Origin of the sequence: Streptomyces sp. NPDC059455, assembly GCF_042750115.1 — a bacterium.
Classification (GTDB): Bacteria; Actinomycetota; Actinomycetes; order Streptomycetales; family Streptomycetaceae; genus Streptomyces; species Streptomyces endocoffeicus.
Genome location: NZ_JBHYVB010000228.1, coordinates 1 through 17,435, shown reverse-complemented (window position 1 = coordinate 17,435; position 17,435 = coordinate 1). Strand labels below are relative to the sequence as shown.

Here is a 17,435-nt window from a genome sequence, read left to right as displayed (position 1 = left end):
CGATGCCGCTGAAAAGAGTCCTCGTCCGGGTAACAAACGTGATGTGGATCGGGGGCCGACAATCGGTGCCAGGGCCGCCTGCCGCACATTCGATGAGGAGACCCGGGCAGCCTCGGCGAATGCTGGGAGCCGCAAACGCCCGTGCATGGGAGCGGCTGTCGCGGGACTGCTCTCACACCAGCAGATCGCCACGCTTTCCCGCGGTCTTCAAGCGTGAACACCGTCAACTCCACCGCCCTCAACATGTCACGGCCCACCGTGCTCGAGATCGTTTGAGCTCCGATCCACCGATGAAGTCAGTTACGGATGTCGTCCGAGCAGTGCGACAAGCCGGTCCAGGATAGGAGCTGACCTGGCTACGGAGACTTCGGGGCCGAAGGCGCCGCGCGCGCGGAACACATCAAGGGGAAGCGAGCGAAATAGATCGTACAGCGAGTTGCCCACTTCCTCGTCAATCACCAGCTTACGCCCTACCGTCTTGGCGATATCCCAGTTGTGAACGACGACCTCTTGCAGATTGATCAAGGCCGCTTGCGTTGCAGGGAAGGTCCCGAACGGGTAGGTCCGATCACCCTCGAACGCACCGGGATTTCGCCAGCTCGCCAAATTGGCGGCAGCCGCAGCATCCAGGTCCGAAATCAGTTGACACCCGATAAGACCGTCCTTGTCGTCCTCGTCCTCGTCAAACGCACCGACATGGTTGACGCGGGTGAACATCCAGGTGTCGGAGACAATATGGCCAAGGACGGCGCGCACATCCCAGCCCGGACACGGGGTCGGCATGGCGAAATCAGAAATGGCGAGATTCGCGACGCACTCCCGAGTCTGCTCGTAAGCATCCGCCAAAGCCTCGATGGTATCCATTGGAGCATCCCCACGCATAACTAACCTACGGCGCATGACTTGGCGAACTCAAAGTGCGCTTCCATCATTTATCTCGCCAATCCCGAAGTGATCATCCGAACGGCGCTTCGATAAACGATTGCTCTTCCGCTGGGTGCGCGACGCTTTCAGTCCAGAAGGTTCTCAGAGGACTAATCAAGCTTCATACACGATTTCACTCTTCAGCATACCGTCGAGAGTCCTTGTGTAGGCGGCCTGCATTTCAGTCGTCAGCCATTCGATCACCAAATACTCGTTCACCCAGGCTTCGATGACCCCGAAGCGATCACCACGCACAACATATTTCGCCTTCCAACCTTCCCTGGCGCACACCTTGAACACGGCATCCTTGGTGAGTTCGGTGCTCAGAGCAACGTGGCTAGCGGTTGGACGCAAGAGACCGTCCGAACGGCCCACCCATGGCTCATCTCCGTAAACCTGCGTAATGTTTGTCCCGCACGGAAACACTTCGACTGAAGACAAAGCACTCTTACCACAGAAGGCAATCCATGCGCCTGGCACCAATCGATCCAAAGGTGCGGCTGATCCCTGCCATAGCTCGGCAATTACCTTGGCTACACGCTCCGGCTCCTGAGCTTCGATGGATACATGGAAAATCATGCGATGCAACCCCTTCCGTGAAACTAAATGCGGCTACTACCACGATGGGAGCGGCGCCGACTAGTAGGTCGACTACGTCGATGCGCGGGGCCGCCCGGCGCATTAGGCGCGCAGAATCGACGAGTCAGACGCTGAGATGTAGGACGACAGACTGTTGCCTTCGCAGCGTGAACCCGCGAACGTAACCTGTTACGCGCAGCATATTCACTTTAGCCTTCGGCAACTAGTCCGCTTCACAAACAAAGTTTGCAGACCTGCGCATCGGCCGTCTGTCACCCATCGGGGTACTTTTACGGTCAACGGCAAGGTTCAGGCTCGCCTCGTTCTTTCGCGAGGGTCCGCCGACGGAGTCGGTGGACCCTCTTGCTTTCCGATTGGTAGGCAGGTCGGCGGTCCGGTTGGCGCGTCGGGTGGGCCGGTCCAGCCGGTGCAGATAGACGTTGCACTTCAACGGTGAAACCTCGTCCACGAGGACACGGAATCGACAGCGGGCTCTGCTCCGCAGTAGAGCCGGGGGAGGGCCTCCCCAGTTCCCGCTGTCACCGTCGCCATGTTCCATGTCCCATACGCCGGAGAGCCCTCCACGGCTGCATCTCAAGGATCTTCACCGATTTCATCGCCTTCGCCCCGATTTCGGGGGTTCGGCACCCCTGTCCCGCCCCGAGAAGATGACGTGGCGGCACCAGACGCCGAACGGTTCGGCCTGCCCCTCGGACACGGATTTCGGATTGAGCCGTTTCACGCGGCGTACGATGAGTCGGCCTGTGGTGTGGAACGCCTTCTTCTTGCTGGTGAACGCGGTGAAGGGAACCTCGGCGATCTCGGCGTCGGAGATCCAACGTTCCTCCTCGACGTCCCAGACGGCGGCGGCGAACGTGATCGGTATCCAGGCGTCCTCGGCGACGTGCGTGATCGCTTCGCGGATCTTCTCCCTGTTCGCGACCGAGAGCGAGAACCGTGCGCCGGCCTTGCGGCAGACGTCGACGACCTCGTGAGAGAAGTATGCGGAGTCCGCGCAGACGGTAATCTCCGCGGTGATGCCCATCGCCCGCACTGTGGCCGGTGCCCGCGCAGCAGACTCCCATCGCAGCTCAGCAGGCATCTCTTCCCATTTCTCCGTCCACAGGACGATCATCACGCGGCGGATCGGGGTGAGAAGTGTCGCCCGTTGAGCGTTAGCCTCTTCCAAGGTCATCCGGGGATGACAGCGGGAAGAGCCAGAAGCTTTTGCGAGGGGTTCGACACAGCGAGCCATACGGTCACTGAATGCGCACACCGGGTGCGCTTGCTGGCTTGGGTGTCCGTACAAGGCCGGGGCGAGCGATGCCGGCGGAAGGAGTACGGAAACGTAAGGAGATCCTGCGCTACAGGTCAACCCCGTGATGTCGGAGGCGACCGCGAAGAGCCACGAGCACTGACTTCCCTGTCGCAAGACGGTCTCCCCGGGGGTGGCGCGCGCCCGAGCCGAGCACCGGCGACATCCCAACCCGAACACCCCTTACCCAACAGGGAGCGTACATGTCCGTAAAGTTGATTTCGCACATCCCCGCACTCGGCAAACCGCAGGGCGCCTACTCGCCCGCGTCGAGCGGTACTGGGACTCTGTACTCGGTCGCTGGCCAGTTGGGAGGCTTGCCGGACGGGTCGTTGCCGGGCGACGGGAGCATTTTCGAACAGACCAAGCAGTCCTTCGCCAACGTGAGGAGCGTCCTCGACGGAATTGGGCTCACCTTCGCCGACGTGCTTCGGTTCAATACTTTCATCGTGGGCAGAGACTCCATCCCGGAGTTCATGGCCGCACGGCGTGAGGTCTATGTCGAGATCTACCCTGACGGGGAGTTCCCTCCTAACACCCTCGTACTCGTCCAGGGGCTCGTGGAGGAGCAGTTCAGCGTGGAGATCGAAGCCCTCGCCATCGCCTGAATCCGCGAGGTTCTGCCCGAGGGCGGACGACTCAATCATGGGGGTTCAGCGTGGCTGAGACGCGTCTCCGCGTTCAACGTCGGGTCCCCGGCATGGCCGGGCGGCCGCGCGATGCGCCTGTACCCTCCGGGGACCGACTGGATTCCGTTCCCCGGCCTCGCCAACCGTGATGGCCCGGGTCCACACCGAAGTTACGGGATCGTCTACTGCGCCCTGCTTCAATGTGCCGGGGTGCATCGTGCCCGACGACGTTCCACTCCCGGCACCATTGATGGCCTGCAGAAATCCCGGACCCACCTTTGCCCAACCGATCACCAGCAACGGTCAACCGACAAGCCGGCGCCATCGAGGCAGGATTCGACGGAGTCGAACTGCACGCCGCCTACGGCTACTTGCTACACCAGTTCCTCGCCCCCCAACTCCAACCTGCGCACCGATGAGTGGGGCGGCACGGTGGAAGGCGGGGTCCGGTTCGCGGCAGAGGCGGCCACGGCCGTGGCCGAGACCGTCGGAGCACCTCCCCGTCCGCCTGCGAGCAGGCGGACCATACAACGCACCCGACCAGACCACCTACTACGGCGGCACCGACAAGGAACACATCGACTACCCCTACCTGACCAGCCTGAGTACACGGCCTCTGGGAGGACTTAGGGAAGCACGCCCAAGGCAGACCCCCGGGAGGGATCACGGCCCGTCCCCGCACCTGTCCGTACTGTTGGCGGTGCCCATCGACAGGTGCCACACCGCGAGCCGGGCGCGGTACGTACCGTGCCCGCCGGGCGCGGCGGGGGTCGTGCCCTGGTGGTGACCGACTCGGTCTTCTCGATGGACGGCGACGCCGCGCCGCCGGCGGCGCGCTGCGCGAGCATCGCCAGCCGAACGGCGCCGCGCTCGGCCGGACATGCTGGGCCTACTATCGTTCGGGCGCCGGAGCGAGTGACGGTACGGCGCACCCCACATCCTCCGCACCTCCAAGAGCGACGTGCACATCGGAGTAAACGAGAGCTGGCATACGCCGAGGCCGAGAATCTGAAATTCAAGGAATAGGGATACAACCACAGAACGTCCTCGAGCCCGACTCTCCACGGGGGGTACTCGAGACGCGGCGGCCGCCGGGAGCATGCCCGAACCGGGTCGAGCCGGTCTCAGCGGCGCGTCGGCCCCTCGCGTACGAGGGCCGGCCGCAGCTGCTCCAGGAGTTCGGACCGCCGCCGGTGGTAGGCGTCGACGTTGTCCAGCTTGATCTGCTCGTAGCCGCGAACCATGTCGGGGAGTTCTGCCAGCTCCACCACGGCGTCAAGATCATTCGGCCGCACGGTGGACAGGGCTCGCAGGATGGTTTCGCGGTACTCCTGGATCAGCTCGCGCTCGACACGGCGGACCTCCGCGTAGCCGAAGAGGTCCAGGCGTGTTCCACGGAGCTTGCGCATCGCGCGGAGTGTCCGGAACACCGGGCGGAACCAGGGGCCCAGGCTGATCTTCCGTTCCATTCCGAGTGCTCTCAGCACCGGAGGATGCAGTCGGTAGGAGTACCGCGCCCCGCTACCGAAACGGGCCTCGATGTTCTGGGTCAGCGTCTCCTCGAGGGAGAGTCGGGCGACCTCGTACTCGTCCTTGTACGCCATGAGCTTGTACAGGTTGCGGGCGACCGTCTCGGTCACCTCGGTGGAGGCCGACCCGTGTCGGCGGACCCGCTCGACGAACTCCGCGTACGCCCGCGCGTATCGCGCATCCTGGTACTCGATGAGGTCCGGCACCCGGATGTCCAGCAGGCGTGCCAGTTCGGAGCCGGGCTCCGCGCCGACCATGGCCCGCACCCGCGCGGAGGCCGGGTGAACCTCCCTGAGGCCGGCCGACGGGCCGGGCGTGGAAGCGGCCTTGAACGCCTCGGGGTCTGCGACCAGCTGACGGCCCCGTCGGAATGCCTGGAGATTGCGTCGCACTGCCGTGCCGTTCAGCGTGATGGCGCGTTCAAGGGCCGCCGCGGTCAGCGGGAGCGCGCCGGTTTGGAAAGCCGCGCCGAGTTGGAGGATGTTGGCGTACTGATCGTCGTCGAACAGTGCCTCCGCCAGCGAGCGGGCGTCCAGGTACACGGCATGTGCGCTGACGGCGTCGATGGCCGAGCGGATACGGTTCTGCTCAGGGAACGTGACCGTGGGATCGATGATCATCCGGCCGTTGGGAATCTCGGTCGTGCTGACCACGGCGGTCGTCCGGTCCGGATCGGCCGCCGCCAGATACTGCGCATCGGCACCCACCAGCGCGTCGCAAGCCAGGTAGAGATCACACTCGGCAGTGGCGAGTTTCGCCGCCTGCTCCACCACCCCCGATGTGATCTTGACGTCCGACACCACGGCGCCGCCCTTCTGCGCCAGCCCCGTCTGGTCGAGCGTTCGCTCCGTCGGCATCCAGGGCGACGGCCGGACGTGCGGGCGCCCGATCGCGATAGTGCACTCAGCCGCGGCTTCACCGCCCGCCCCGAGGTGGACCCGGCAACCGGTGACCTGCATGCCATCGCCTACAACTTGCGCTTCAGCTCCCTCCGAGACGTGGGCGCGCTGACCGGTCGCGCGCACCGCTATGGATGGTTCGCCGGGGACAGCAGGGGCTCCCCCATAGACACGCTCCGACCTGCACCTACATTCCGCATCACCGATCGTGATGCACATCTGGTGCACAACCTTCCGAAGCCGAGGAACCCCAGCTGCGCGGAAGTCAACTTCGCCGATCATGAGTGCTGCCCTCCTCGTGTCTCCGGGGCTTTGTGTCGTGGCTACGATCAATCTGCCAGCGAAACGCCTGTCCTACCCGGTAAGCACCGCAGGCTACATCCGTCGCTCACCGAGGTCGTTGGGAGCTCCTCCGTTCACGCTCGGCTCGGGGTGTCAGGGCAACCTCAGGCAGGCCAGCAGGCGCTGCGATGCCGTACAGCTCCTCGAACGAGGCGGGAGCGTTCTCCCAGTCAACTTCCCAAACGAGGTAGCCGTACGTATCCAGCGTCTCGGCCAGTCGTGCGTGGCGCATGCGCGCCTGCACCTTGCGCGGCTCCAGCCCCGAGGCGACCAGCACGGCATCAGCAAAATGCCGGAGGTCCCGGAATGTGGCCTTCTTCGGGATCTCCACTCCTCGCACCCGAGCCCGCTCCTTCGCCAGGTCGAACGCCCGACACAGGGCGTTCTCTCGTACGGGCGTCCAGTACCTGGTTACTGTGACCAGGTCTCCGTACTCCTCAGGGACAGGGGGCAAACCTCGCTTTTCTCTCTTACGTAGCGCCGCAGCCGACAGAGGCGCTCGCCAACGAGCCATGTGCGCCTTGTACTTGTCGAGCAGGAAAGAACCAACATCGAGCACCGCTTGACTGGCTTCCGTCTTCAAGGGCAGTGCTTTCCCCCGTTGCCGCTGCTCCTCCACCAACTGCTTGCCCGCTGTGGTCTCCATGTCGAGACGCCGCACTCCAGCAGCTTCCATGGAGCGCAGAGCCTGCAACGCCCCGTACCAAATCAACAGTTCATATCGAGGATCGATCTCCTCGGCCAATGCGACCACATGTTTCCATGCCAGCCGCACTCCTCTGCCGATGCCTTTGGGAAGACGGATACCCGACACGGGGTTTCCCTCAAGATAGCCATCTTCTACCGCCATGGACAACATGGCCGACAACGCCTTCTTCACTCCGGAACGAGTAGTATCGGGTATCCCTCCAGCCTTTATCTCGGTGAAGAAATCTCGATACTCTCCGCGCTTTACGTCGCCTACCAAACGTGAACCCAAAACCGGTACAACTTTCCCTCGCAGCCGGTACCCGTATGTCTTAACGGTGCCCTCACGGCCTTCGTGTCGAGACAGGAAGGTCTCAACGTACTCAGCGATGGGCGGGGTACCGGAGCTGTTCTTTCGACCCCTGTGCGGGAACGGGTCTCGACCTTCCTCCACCGCAGCACGTTGACTGCGTTGAAATGCTAGAGCAACCGTCTTCTTGTTCTTCGGGAAGTTCTTTGACCGCTGACGTCCATTCTCGTCCCTCCAGCGCGCTTGCCACCGCTTCTCACACCCATGTTCGCCACTCGGTACCAGGCCGGGATGTTCGCGACACTCTGGCTCTCCGACCCTGGGCCGAGACTTGTGCCAGCGATCATAAGGCTCTTCCTTGGCCACTCGTCACCTCCTATCTAGCCCTCCGTCAGGCAGCCCGCGGCATGTTTTTGATGTACTGGGAAACATCTGATTCCCGATAACGCAGCGCCCGGCCTCCCATGCGGAGCGGTTCTGGGCCCCGTCGCTCCACCTCCCAGGTGCTTGCCCAGTTATAGAGCGTCTTGCGCTTCACGCCGAGTCGGTCCGCTGTTTCCTGTGCAGTTAACAGGCGCTCAGAATAGCCAGGGGATTTCGACAATGAAACCCTCCAAATTTTGGTCCCGCGCAGGCGGAAATCAAGCGAATGAATTTGACTCTCCTGGCACGCCGCTGTCGTCGACATGCCCACTGTAGGATCTTGAAGACTCCCAATCGGACGCGATTCAGGGGGCCATGGCCACGGTGAGGTCAGCGACACGAAATGAAGCGTCGACACAGCATGCCTTAGCGAAAACCGCGACTGGGGAATGGGCCAGTTTCACGGTGTCCCCGGCCGCCCGTCAGCAGGATCTCCTATATCGGCACTTTGCCGCCTCATCTGCGAAAGTCGCGCTTCAGCGAGAGTCTGGAACGGCGGGTTGAGGTCGATCCCGAGGTAGGAGCGGTCCAATTGGCATGCGGCCTGCCCGGTGGTGCCGGTGCCACTGAAGGGCGAGGGGCACCGCCCCGGTGCGCGGTGGACGCGGGATATTCCAGGCTCGGGTGCTTGTGCTGGGCGGCGTTGGTGCCATGGCCTGTGGAATGGGCGCACGACGGGTTGCCGCCGGTCCAGGTGCCGGTGCCGTAGTCGCGCAGTCCCCAGTACGGGGGCGAGGTGACCACGCAGTCCGCGCGATCGTCCGGGAGATTACGCAGCACCTCGACCGCATCCCCGGTGTAAAGGGTGACCGAATCATGGCGTAGTACGGGAAGATCACGCCGCGGCCCTCCCGTGCGAGACGGCCGCCCGCTCCCGGCGGCGCAGCGGACTGGGCCCATGCGGTGGAGCGGACAGCGCTGCGGCGGCGGTATGCCGTGGAGTCTGGAAGATCAGCACATCCTGGTGAGTGGGCAGCATGACCGGCTGTGCGAGGACTCGTTCGTGGCGAGCGACGCTGCGGCGCTGAGCCAGCGAGGCGCGCACTACGAGCCGGGAGTCGCGCAGCCCACTCAGGAGCGCGACGCACCGTTCCACCGGAAGCAGTCCGCCCGTCCGCCCGACACGCGCTACATGCCCCGGCAGGTCGAGCAGAGCATCGCGGCTGCGGTGCCGCGGGACCACAACGATCACGTAGCCGCCGGGCCGCAGCAGCGGTTGGCATTGGACCAGCAGCGTATGGAGTCGGTCAACGGCCGCGCCTTCCTCGGCGGTCGTGCTGGTACCCCGATCAAGTTCATCTGTCCGGTGCGCACGGGAGCGCAGAGGGGGACGCCAGGCGGTCAGGAGCAGGTCGCTGTGGCCGACCAGCCCGCCATTGCGTATGGCGCTCGCGTCGGGTGGGCCGTCGAGCACCATTCCATCCGGCACGGCGCCGTCACGCTTGGCGGCGGTGACGTTGGCACGTGCCGTGGTACGCCACCGGTGGTGGCGGGCAATCCCGATGGCATGTCGTCCGGCGCACAGGGCCTCGACCAGGACCGTGCCGGCTCCACAGTCGGGGTCGACCACGGTGTCGCCGGGGCGGGTGTACGCAGCGATGGCGTAGGCGGCGATGGCCGGAGGCATACGGGCAGGATCCTGGGCGGTGGCGGACACGTAGGGGCCGCGTGCCAACTGGAGGGAGCCGTCGTGCTGTCCAGTGGGCCACACCGAGAGTGGAAGGCCCACCCAGCACAGCGGCGGGAATTGGTGAGCCATCAGCGCCCCTCCCCAGCTTCGGCGTCTGCCTCAGCCCGGGGACGTGCGAACAGGTACAGGTCGGAGTGGATGCGCATGTGGCGCGCCTGCGATGCGTCGGTCCAACGTTGCGAGAGCGGGGTTGTCGCCTCGCGAGGCGGTGGTGCGGTCAGGCCGCTGCGACGGATAGGGGTCTCCAGCAGGACTACGTGATCGAGGGCGATGAGCCCCGCGCGGTGCGCGGTGTGCGTCAGCAGGCTGCCGGGGTCGATCAGGCGCCCCTGTTGATGGTCACTGTGGGTGATGAATGCCAAGGTCCCGTTCGGCGTCAGGAGATCGTACCAAGGGGTGTCGGCGACCCAGTCGGGGTCTCGTGGGTCGACGAAAGTGATCACAGTGTCGTAGTGATCCGGACTGACTGCGGTCGCGTTCGGGTCCGCGGGCAGGTCGGCTTGAGTCGGTGTCGGGTCGGGCGGCTGCGGGAGGAGTCCGAACCCCGACTGGTGGGTGGGTCCGGATTCGGACAGCGGGCCCCTGCCGGACGGAGCGATACACACATGGAGGGTGCGGTTGAGTCGGGCCGCGGTCTGGGCCGCGTCGGTCAGCCCGGTCAGCAGACCGGATCCTGACTCAGCCGAGCCCGAAGGGAGTTCTCGTCCGGCCGTGGATTCACCGTGGCGGGTGGGCGGGGCGAGGAGCAGTACCCGCTGCCCGGGTTCGCTGTAGAGGGCGACGATCTTGACGATGGCGCCCAGAAGCCACCCGGGGAGGGTGTCCGCATCCGGGTGGCTCTGCTCCAATGCGACCGGCCAGACCGACCCGGGGCGCACCCAGCGTCCCAACAGCGCGCCTCGGGGTGAACTGGCCTGGGCGCCCCCGCCGCCCCGTCGGTCAAAGGGGTCGTACTGCTGATGTCCTTCTCCACCGTGGGGTGGCCTGGCGCCTCGTCGGTTGCTTGTCATACCCGTTCTCCTGGGGTCCGTAGCACTGCGTGGACACCGGAAAAGACCGGGTTCGGGGCCAGTTTTGGACACCGCCGAGCCGAAGTCACCCATCCGCCCCTCAGGGTCGCGCCCTGCCGAACGCTCTCTTGGGATTCTTCGTCAGCATGCCGATGGGCGGAAAAGCCGGTGCCTCACCGGACTCCAGGCAGCACCTCTGCGGCGCTCCATATTTTCTTCGGGGAATCTTCCACTCCCCGAGCCCCCGGGTGGCGAAAGCACGACCCGGCGCGCCCGGTCTCACTGGCTTGCCGCACGACCAGGGGACACCTACTGAGCACATAAAGCAGCAGGTCAAAGTAGCTTAAGAGGCGACTAAGGGCGTGCGTTCAAAGCCGTTCCCCACTTCCTCCGCGCGACCGCCTTCATTGTCGCGCTTAGGAACTCTTTAGCAATTTTGACGGCACACAAGGCCGAACGTCTTGTTGCCCTCTTGGTGATTTCTTGTCGGCGACCTGAATCCATTGATGCGTCGTTTCCACCTCTTGTGTGAAGGAGAGCGTTTCATGGCTGGCAGGCGTCACGCTCATCACTCGAACCGCCGTCAAGTCCAACAGTTGCCGCTTGATACCGCTCGGCAGTGCTTTACCTGGCTGGTGACCGGGCCGGATCCCCTGTCGGTGGACGGCCGGAAGTTTTCCGGTCTGCCCAACCGCCTGGTGCCGTTGAACGAGTTGCGGAGCCGCATGCTGCGGTGCCGCTGCTCTCGCCGGACCCGCGACGCCGTGTGGGCTCATCTGGTGCAGCGCTCCCGGGAGGAAGGCGCCACCTGGACTCTGGCGTGCACCGGGATGGCGCTGCCCGCCCTGGCAAGCACCTCGCGATGGCTGGCGGCCCGGTATCCCGGGGACGCGTTCGACGTCCACGCGGAGGTCCTCTCCGGCTTTCTGTCCGCCTTGTCAGACATTGATCTGAACCGGCCGCGGGTGCTCGTGCGGCTGCGGTGGGCGGCCTATCGAGCCGGGTACGCCGCCCTGGCCGAAGCCCTGGACGCGCCCACACCGGTGGCCTCCGGCTTCCGTTCCTCTCCGCCCAGGCTCCCGTGGGGGCACCCGGACCTCGTTCTCGCCCAGGCAGTCCGTCAGTCGGTCCTGACCCGGACCGAGGCTGACCTGATCGGCGCGACCCGACTGGAGGAGTCCGCCATCACCGGCTGGGCGGTCGCGAATCGGACTACGACCGACGCGGCCTACAAGGCCCGCCAACGCGCCGAGCGCCGTCTGGTCGCTTTCATACGCGATCAAGCCCTGGACACCGACCCGAACGACCCGGTAGCCGCCAGCGTGCTGGCCGACCCCGACCGGCCTCCCCGACAACTCCGCACAGGCTCGTCACACTCCGTTAGCAATTCGCCGGACGACGCGGCACAGAAAGCTCCGGATCCCCTGTCCAATTCGCGGCCCGAGACCGGCCTTCTCAGGTGCGGGGGGAGTTCGCCCGCCGCATCCTCCAGGCCATCTTCGGAGGTGCCCCGATGCGCCTGACATCACCGCCGTCCCACCGCTGCCGACGCGACCGCACCGCCCGTGCCGACCGCAGCAGCCAGCGACGCCTAACTACGTGGGCGGGGCGGTTCCTGCTGATCGTCTGCCTCGTTGTCGCGGTGTCAATCCTGCTGACGTCGGCGGCGCAAGCCGAGCCGGTACAGGTCCAGGCGCTGGCCAAGTCGATCAACACGGTCCTGGACAACCTGCGTAGCTGGCTCATGGGCATTCTGGCAGGTCTGGCCACCGTGTTCCTCACCGTCGGGGGTGTGCGGTACATCCTGGCCGCAGGCGACCCGGGTGAAGTCGAGAAAGCCAAGTCTTCCTTCAAGAGCGCCGGCTACGGGTATGGGCTGGCCACCCTGGCGCCGCTGGTGGTGGAGATCTTCAAAGGGATCGTGGGTGCCTGATGCCCGCCGCCCCGCCACCCCCTCCGCCCGTGGCCCGCCGGCACGGCGAGCTCCGCACAGCCTCCGGAGCACGCCCTCACCGGCCAGTGGTCCGGATACGGTCCCTGAGTTCGGGCTTCGTGGTGGTGGTCATCGCGGTGCTGTTCGGCTGGCTCCTGGCGTCGGGTGCGCGAGCCGCACCTGACGCCCCCGCCCCTGAACCTTCCGGCACCGCCTCAGCCGCGCCCGGCAGTCCGGCGCCGAGTTCGCCGTCGTGGGGCTCATCACCAGGAATTCCTCACGTCCCCACCGCACCGCCTTCAACGACGGAGAAGGACCCGTGTGCTTCTCCGTCGAGCGGGTCGTCGCCGTCGGACTGCATTCCGCAGCCCAGCAGCAGCGGCGACGCCAGCTCCGTTCCGCTCCCGACCGAAGAACCGGACGGCGACGACGATGACGGAGGCGGTCCGGGCGGTGTCGTCGGCTGGATCGTCGACGGCATCAACGCCGCCATCACCGTCTTCTTCAAGGGACTGGTCACCAAGGCGCTCAACCCGCTGCTGGACCTCCTCGGCAAAACCCTGCTGTCCACCCCGACCCTGGACCAACTGCCCCGCATCGGCGAGCTGTGGTCGAACTCCTGGCACATCATGCTGGCCTGCTACGGCATGCTCATCATGATCGCCGGGATTGTGGTGATGGCCTACCAGTCCGTCCAGACCCACTACTCCATCAAGGAGATCGCCCCGCGCATCATCCTGGGCTTCTTGGCCGCAGCCCTGTCCCTGTTCGTCGCCAACAAGGCCATCGCCACCGCCAACGCCCTGTCCCGAGCCGTGCTCGGTGAGGGCGTGGACGAGGACAGCGCCGCGAAGACGCTGCGCAACCTGATCCTCAGCTCCATCAACGGCGGCATCTTCGTCATCTTCATGCAGGTGTTCATCGCCGGGATGCTGGTGGCCCTCCTGGTCACCTACGCCGTACGGGTCGCCCTGACCATGATCATGGTCGCCGGAGCGCCCCTGGCTCTGATGTGCCACGCCCTGCCGCAGACCGACGGCGTCGCCCGCTGGTGGTGGCGCTGCTTCTTCGGCCTGCTGGCCGTCCAACTCGCCCAGTCCCTGACCCTGGTCACCGCCCTGCGCGTGTTCCTGGACCCCGACGGCTTCACCCTGCTCGGCCCCAACAAATCAGGCCTGGTCGACCTCATCGTCTCCCTGGCCCTGATGTACATCCTCTTCAAGATCCCCTTCTGGATTCTCGGCTCTCTCCGCGGCAGCCACCGGCGTTCCTTCACCGGGAGCCTGGTGCGCACCTACATCGCCGCCCGAACCTTCGGAGCACTGCGCGGCATGAACTCAGTCAGCGCCGCTGGTGCGGCATCGCGGTCCCGCACTGGCAGGAACAGCACACCCATCCCCGCTCGGACCCGCCGCAGCACGCGGGCGGCCAGCCCACCGATGATCCGGCGTCGCCCGCCCGGACCGGCCCTGTTCCGCGAACCCGTACCCGGAGCAACCCCGCGGTTCGGTCCGCAGATCGGCCCGCCGGGCATGCCCACCTTCCGCACCCCCACCGGCCCATCCGACGACGGCTCGGCCAGCAGGCGCCCGCCCCCCACGCCCCGGCCCACGATGCCACCCGGTTCACCCACCTTCCGCGCACCCGGATCCGGCACACCCCCACCCGCCCGAGCAGGCCGCCCCACCACGCCCCCGGGCCGACCTTGGTTCCAGCCGCCCACCGATCCGTCCCCCACACGGCCCCGACGGACACGTGATCAACCCGCTCCGGTGACCTTCCGCCCGCCAGTGCCGGCTCCCACCGCCCCGGTCCCGCGGAAACGCACCAGTGCGCCGCCTCCACCACGCTTCAGCTCCCCACCCCCTCATAACCAACCATCACCCCGCCAAGGACGGCGCAGGAACTGAACGAGGTGACCCGCGATGACCCAGCCGGTACGCATTCCAGCCGACGTCGACCGTGAGGACACGGTTCTGGCGAACCTGACCGCCCGCCAACTGCTCATCCTCTCGGTGGCCGGCACCGTGCTCTACGGCACCTGGACAGCCACCCGCGACGTGGTGCCGCTGGCAGTGTTCGCAGTCGTGACCGTCCCCATCGCGGTGGCCATCACCCTGCTGGCCCTCGGGCGGCGGGACGGTATCTCACTGGACCGGCTGGCCCTTGCTGCCATCCGCCAGCGCATGAGCCCCCGCTACCGGGTCGCCGCTCCCGAAGGCATCCACCGCGCCCCCGCCTGGCTGGCCGACCGGGCCGCCCACAACTCGCAAGATCTCAGCGCCAAGGGGGGCATTGTTCCGGCAGCGCTGGAGCTTCCCGCCGAGGGCGTCACCGAGGCCGGTGTGGTCGACCTCGGCACGGACGGGGTCGCCGCACTGGCCGTGTGTTCCACCGTCAACTTCTCCTTGCGCACCCCGACTGAACAGGAGTCCCTGACCGCCGCGTTCGGCCGCTATCTGCATTCCCTCACCGCGCCGGTTCAGGTACTGGTGCGCGCCGAGCGCCTGGACCTGACGGGACAGATCAGCGAGCTCCGCGAGCAGGCCCCCACACTGCCGCACCCAGCGCTGGAGGAAGCCGCCCGCGAACACGCGGACTATCTGGCCCAGCTCAGCGCCCAGAGCGATCTACTGCGCCGCCAAGTGCTGCTCGTTCTACGCGAACCGCTGGGACCGCAGGGTGCGGTCGACGGGCTCGGCGGCGCCTCACCACTAGCGGCTTTCACCCCCCGCCCGCGGCACCGGGACGCCGCGCGCCCCTCGGCGGAGGCAGCGCGCGGGGCGGCGGAAGCCCGCCTGGTGCGGCGGCTCGGCGAAGCCGTTGATCTTCTGAGCCCGACCGGGATCGTCGTCACCCCGCTGGACGCCGGGCAGGCCACCGCTGTGCTGGCCGCCGCATGCAACCCCGACAGCCTCGTCCCCGTCTCCTCCCACCTCGCCGGAGCGGACGACGTGATCACCCTCGCCCCGGCCCCCGAAGACGACACCGCCCTGCGCACCTTCGAACGCCCGGACACATCCGCCCCAGAGAGCGACGAGACCGAACACGGCCGGCCAGCAGGGAGGGAATCGCGATGATCCGCAAACGTGCTGGCCGTTCACGCGCCTCACGTCGGGAGGCGCCCGCGGCAAGCGCTGGTGCCTTCACTCCCGATGCGCTGGCTGTCAGCCCCCGGCGGCTGGAAATCGGCGGCGATCAGGTGGCTTCCTTCGCCATCACCGGCTTTCCCCGCGAGGTCTACCCTGGTTGGCTGCAACCTCTGCTGACCTACCCGGGCCGGTTGGACGTCAGCGTGCACATCGAGCCGATCGACCCGGTCACTGCTGGCACCCGCCTCAAGCGGCAGCTCGCCAAGCTCGAATCCGACCGCCGCTACACGGAGCAGAAAGGCCGACTGCTCGACCCGCACGTGGAGGCCGCCACCGAGGACGCCTACGAGTTGTCCTCCCGGGTCGCCCGCGGCGAAGGCAAGCTCTACCGCCTCGGGCTCTACCTGACCGTGCACGCGACCAGCGCCGAGGAGCTGGCCGAGGAGGTCGCCGCCGTCCGCTCGCTGGCGGCGAGCCTGCTGCTGGACGCCAAACCGACCAGCTACCGCAGCCTGCAAGGCTGGGTCACCTGTCTGCCCATGGGCCTGGACCTGATCCGCATGCGCCGCACCTTCGACACCGCGGCGCTCTCGGCGGCGTTCCCGTTCACCAGCCCCGACCTGCCCCCGAGCGACCCCACCTCCGTCGCCGCCCCCACCGGCGTGCTGTACGGGTACAACATCGGCTCCCAGGGGCTGGTGCACTGGGACCGCTTCGCCCTGGACAACCACAACTCCGTCATCCTCGGCCGCTCCGGCGCCGGCAAGTCCTACCTGGTCAAACTGGAGCTTCTACGTTCGCTCTACCGCGGCATCGAGATCCACGTCATCGACCCGGAGGACGAATACGCCCGCCTCACCCAGGCAGTCGGCGGCACCTACGTCCACCTCGGCGCCGAGCAGGTCCGCCTCAACCCCTTCGACCTGCCCGTGCACACCCGCCCCGACGGACGGCGTACCGCACCCAAGGACGCTCTCGTACGCCGTGCCCTGTTCCTGCACACCGTCATCGGCGTCCTGCTGGGCAGCACCTTGCGCCCCACCGAGCGGACCGTACTGGACCGGGCGATCACGGCGACCTACCAGCGCGCGGGGGTCACCACCGACCCGCGGACCTGGACCCGCCCAGCCCCGCTGCTCGCCGACCTGGCCGCCGTTCTGGAACAGTCGAAGAACCGCACAGCACAGGACCTGGCCGCCCGACTGGACCCGTACGTACGCGGCACCTTTTCCAGTCTGTTCGACGGCCCCACCACGAGCAAACCCGAAGGCCACCTCGTCGCCTTCTCCCTGCGCGACCTGGCCGACGAGCTCAAAGCCATCGGAACGCTGCTGACCCTGGACGCGGTATGGCGACGGGTGTCCAACCCGCCCCTTCGCCGCCCCCAACTGGCCGTCGTGGACGAAGCCTGGCTGCTGATGCAAGAACCCGCGGGAGCCGAGTTCCTGTTCCGTATGTCCAAGTCCTCCCGCAAACGCTGGGCAGGCCTCACCGTCGCGACCCAAGACGCGGCCGACATCCTGGGCTCCGAACTCGGCAAAGCCATCGTGTCCAACGCCGCCACTCAAATCCTGCTACGCCAGGCCCCACAGGCCATCGACGAGATCACCGCCACGTTCAACCTCTCCGACGGTGAGCGGCAGTTCCTGCTGTCAGCCGACCGCGGCCAAGGCCTGCTCTCCACAGGAACCCAACGAGTGGCCTTCCAGGCGATCGCCTCACCCACCGAACACCGCCTGGTGACCACCGACCCTGCCGAACTCGCCTCCATGGCCGAATCCAGCGGTTTCGCAGAGGCCGAAGAACCATACCTGGACCTCGACCACGCCGAGGCGGCAGACAACTTCGCGGATCACAACGGCGATCACGTCGACCTCGGTATCGCCTGACCCACCTCTCCGAGCGATCACGTCACTGCAGATGCAGTCGTACAGCCTCCAATACCGCAGCTCCAGAGCCAGCGACGCCTCACTTGCTCTTGTCGACGACCGCGTAATTCCCCAGCTGCGGCGCCACTTTCCCCAGGCAAGCGTTCGAACGCGCGGTGAGTCTGATGGCGGCCCGCCCGCCTG

Annotated in this window: 14 protein-coding genes and 1 pseudogene; 7 read left to right on the top strand and 8 right to left on the bottom strand. The window is 66.3% G+C overall.

Going from position 1 to position 17,435, the window contains the following annotated elements; all coding sequences use genetic code 11:
• Positions 1-300 precede the first annotated feature (300 nt).
• The 3 genes from ACFXB5_RS45725 to ACFXB5_RS45715 all read right to left on the bottom strand — a co-directional run bounded on the left by ACFXB5_RS45725 (position 301) and on the right by ACFXB5_RS45715 (position 2,698).
• A complete protein-coding gene (locus ACFXB5_RS45725; RefSeq protein ID WP_385219883.1) occupies positions 301-864 on the bottom strand; it encodes a TIGR03086 family metal-binding protein in 564 nt (187 codons plus the stop codon).
• 174 nt (positions 865-1,038) lie between these two features.
• Positions 1,039-1,503, bottom strand: a complete 465-nt coding sequence (locus ACFXB5_RS45720) for a hypothetical protein (protein WP_385219881.1) — start codon at positions 1,501-1,503, stop codon at positions 1,039-1,041.
• A 613-nt stretch (positions 1,504-2,116) separates the two neighbouring features.
• A complete protein-coding gene (locus tag ACFXB5_RS45715) occupies positions 2,117-2,698 on the bottom strand; it encodes a hypothetical protein (protein ID WP_385219880.1) in 582 nt (193 codons plus the stop codon).
• Between the two features lie 323 nt (positions 2,699-3,021).
• On the opposite strand from ACFXB5_RS45715, the gene ACFXB5_RS45710 reads away from it, so the two are divergent.
• Both ACFXB5_RS45710 and ACFXB5_RS45705 read left to right on the top strand, forming a co-directional pair.
• Positions 3,022-3,426, top strand: coding sequence for a RidA family protein (locus ACFXB5_RS45710; protein WP_385219879.1), 405 nt, complete (start codon positions 3,022-3,024; stop codon positions 3,424-3,426).
• 341 nt (positions 3,427-3,767) lie between these two features.
• Positions 3,768-3,939: pseudogene (locus ACFXB5_RS45705) on the top strand (alkene reductase); the annotation flags it as partial.
• Positions 3,940-4,571: 632 nt separating this feature from the next.
• Here ACFXB5_RS45705 and ACFXB5_RS45700 read toward each other — a convergent pair.
• From ACFXB5_RS45700 to ACFXB5_RS45680, 5 genes are all read right to left on the bottom strand, one after another.
• A complete protein-coding gene (locus tag ACFXB5_RS45700) occupies positions 4,572-5,834 on the bottom strand; it encodes a DUF6537 domain-containing protein (RefSeq protein WP_385219878.1) in 1,263 nt (420 codons plus the stop codon).
• 430 nt (positions 5,835-6,264) lie between these two features.
• Positions 6,265-7,098 (bottom strand): hypothetical protein, encoded by an 834-nt coding sequence (locus ACFXB5_RS45695; protein ID WP_385219876.1) that lies wholly within the window; start codon positions 7,096-7,098, stop codon positions 6,265-6,267.
• A 508-nt stretch (positions 7,099-7,606) separates the two neighbouring features.
• A complete protein-coding gene (locus ACFXB5_RS45690; RefSeq protein ID WP_385219884.1) occupies positions 7,607-7,903 on the bottom strand; it encodes a helix-turn-helix transcriptional regulator in 297 nt (98 codons plus the stop codon).
• Positions 7,904-8,473: 570 nt separating this feature from the next.
• The gene (locus ACFXB5_RS45685) at positions 8,474-9,397 is read right to left on the bottom strand and encodes a DNA methyltransferase (protein WP_385219874.1); all 924 of its coding nucleotides are present in this window, start codon (positions 9,395-9,397) and stop codon (positions 8,474-8,476) included.
• A complete protein-coding gene (locus ACFXB5_RS45680) occupies positions 9,397-9,771 on the bottom strand; it encodes a hypothetical protein (RefSeq protein WP_385219872.1) in 375 nt (124 codons plus the stop codon). Before ACFXB5_RS45680 ends, ACFXB5_RS45685 begins: the two co-directional genes overlap by 1 nt.
• 1,112 nt (positions 9,772-10,883) lie before the next feature.
• On the opposite strand from ACFXB5_RS45680, the gene ACFXB5_RS45675 reads away from it, so the two are divergent.
• From ACFXB5_RS45675 to ACFXB5_RS45655, 5 genes are all read left to right on the top strand, one after another.
• On the top strand, positions 10,884-11,861 hold the full coding sequence (locus ACFXB5_RS45675; protein ID WP_385219870.1) for a hypothetical protein: 978 nt from the start codon (positions 10,884-10,886) through the stop codon (positions 11,859-11,861).
• Complete coding sequence (locus ACFXB5_RS45670) at positions 11,852-12,271, top strand: pilin (protein ID WP_385219868.1); 420 nt, start codon at positions 11,852-11,854, stop codon at positions 12,269-12,271. Before ACFXB5_RS45675 ends, ACFXB5_RS45670 begins: the two co-directional genes overlap by 10 nt.
• Positions 12,272-12,357: 86 nt before the next feature.
• Positions 12,358-14,181, top strand: a complete 1,824-nt coding sequence (locus tag ACFXB5_RS45665) for a hypothetical protein (RefSeq protein WP_385219866.1) — start codon at positions 12,358-12,360, stop codon at positions 14,179-14,181.
• 15 nt (positions 14,182-14,196) lie between these two features.
• Entirely contained in the window at positions 14,197-15,351 is a 1,155-nt protein-coding gene (locus ACFXB5_RS45660) for a PrgI family protein (protein ID WP_385219864.1), read from the top strand.
• Between the two features lie 122 nt (positions 15,352-15,473).
• A complete protein-coding gene (locus ACFXB5_RS45655; RefSeq protein WP_385219862.1) occupies positions 15,474-17,252 on the top strand; it encodes a VirB4 family type IV secretion system protein in 1,779 nt (592 codons plus the stop codon).
• The last annotated feature ends 183 nt before the right edge of the window (positions 17,253-17,435 follow it).

What these genes read in the sequence shown, in the direction of transcription:
- ACFXB5_RS45675 (WP_385219870.1), top strand. Translation starts at nt 10,884, where the DNA reads ATGGCTGGCAGGCGTCACGCTCATCACTCGAACCGCCGTCAAGTCCAA.
- ACFXB5_RS45700 (WP_385219878.1), bottom strand. Translation starts at nt 5,834, where the DNA reads ATGCCGACGGAGCGAACGCTCGACCAGACGGGGCTGGCGCAGAAGGGC.
- ACFXB5_RS45715 (WP_385219880.1), bottom strand. Translation starts at nt 2,698, where the DNA reads ATGACCTTGGAAGAGGCTAACGCTCAACGGGCGACACTTCTCACCCCG.
- ACFXB5_RS45685 (WP_385219874.1), bottom strand. Translation starts at nt 9,397, where the DNA reads ATGGCTCACCAATTCCCGCCGCTGTGCTGGGTGGGCCTTCCACTCTCG.
- ACFXB5_RS45670 (WP_385219868.1), top strand. Translation starts at nt 11,852, where the DNA reads ATGCGCCTGACATCACCGCCGTCCCACCGCTGCCGACGCGACCGCACC.
- ACFXB5_RS45720 (WP_385219881.1), bottom strand. Translation starts at nt 1,503, where the DNA reads ATGATTTTCCATGTATCCATCGAAGCTCAGGAGCCGGAGCGTGTAGCC.
- ACFXB5_RS45725 (WP_385219883.1), bottom strand. Translation starts at nt 864, where the DNA reads ATGGATACCATCGAGGCTTTGGCGGATGCTTACGAGCAGACTCGGGAG.
- ACFXB5_RS45660 (WP_385219864.1), top strand. Translation starts at nt 14,197, where the DNA reads ATGACCCAGCCGGTACGCATTCCAGCCGACGTCGACCGTGAGGACACG.
- ACFXB5_RS45690 (WP_385219884.1), bottom strand. Translation starts at nt 7,903, where the DNA reads ATGTCGACGACAGCGGCGTGCCAGGAGAGTCAAATTCATTCGCTTGAT.
- ACFXB5_RS45710 (WP_385219879.1), top strand. Translation starts at nt 3,022, where the DNA reads ATGTCCGTAAAGTTGATTTCGCACATCCCCGCACTCGGCAAACCGCAG.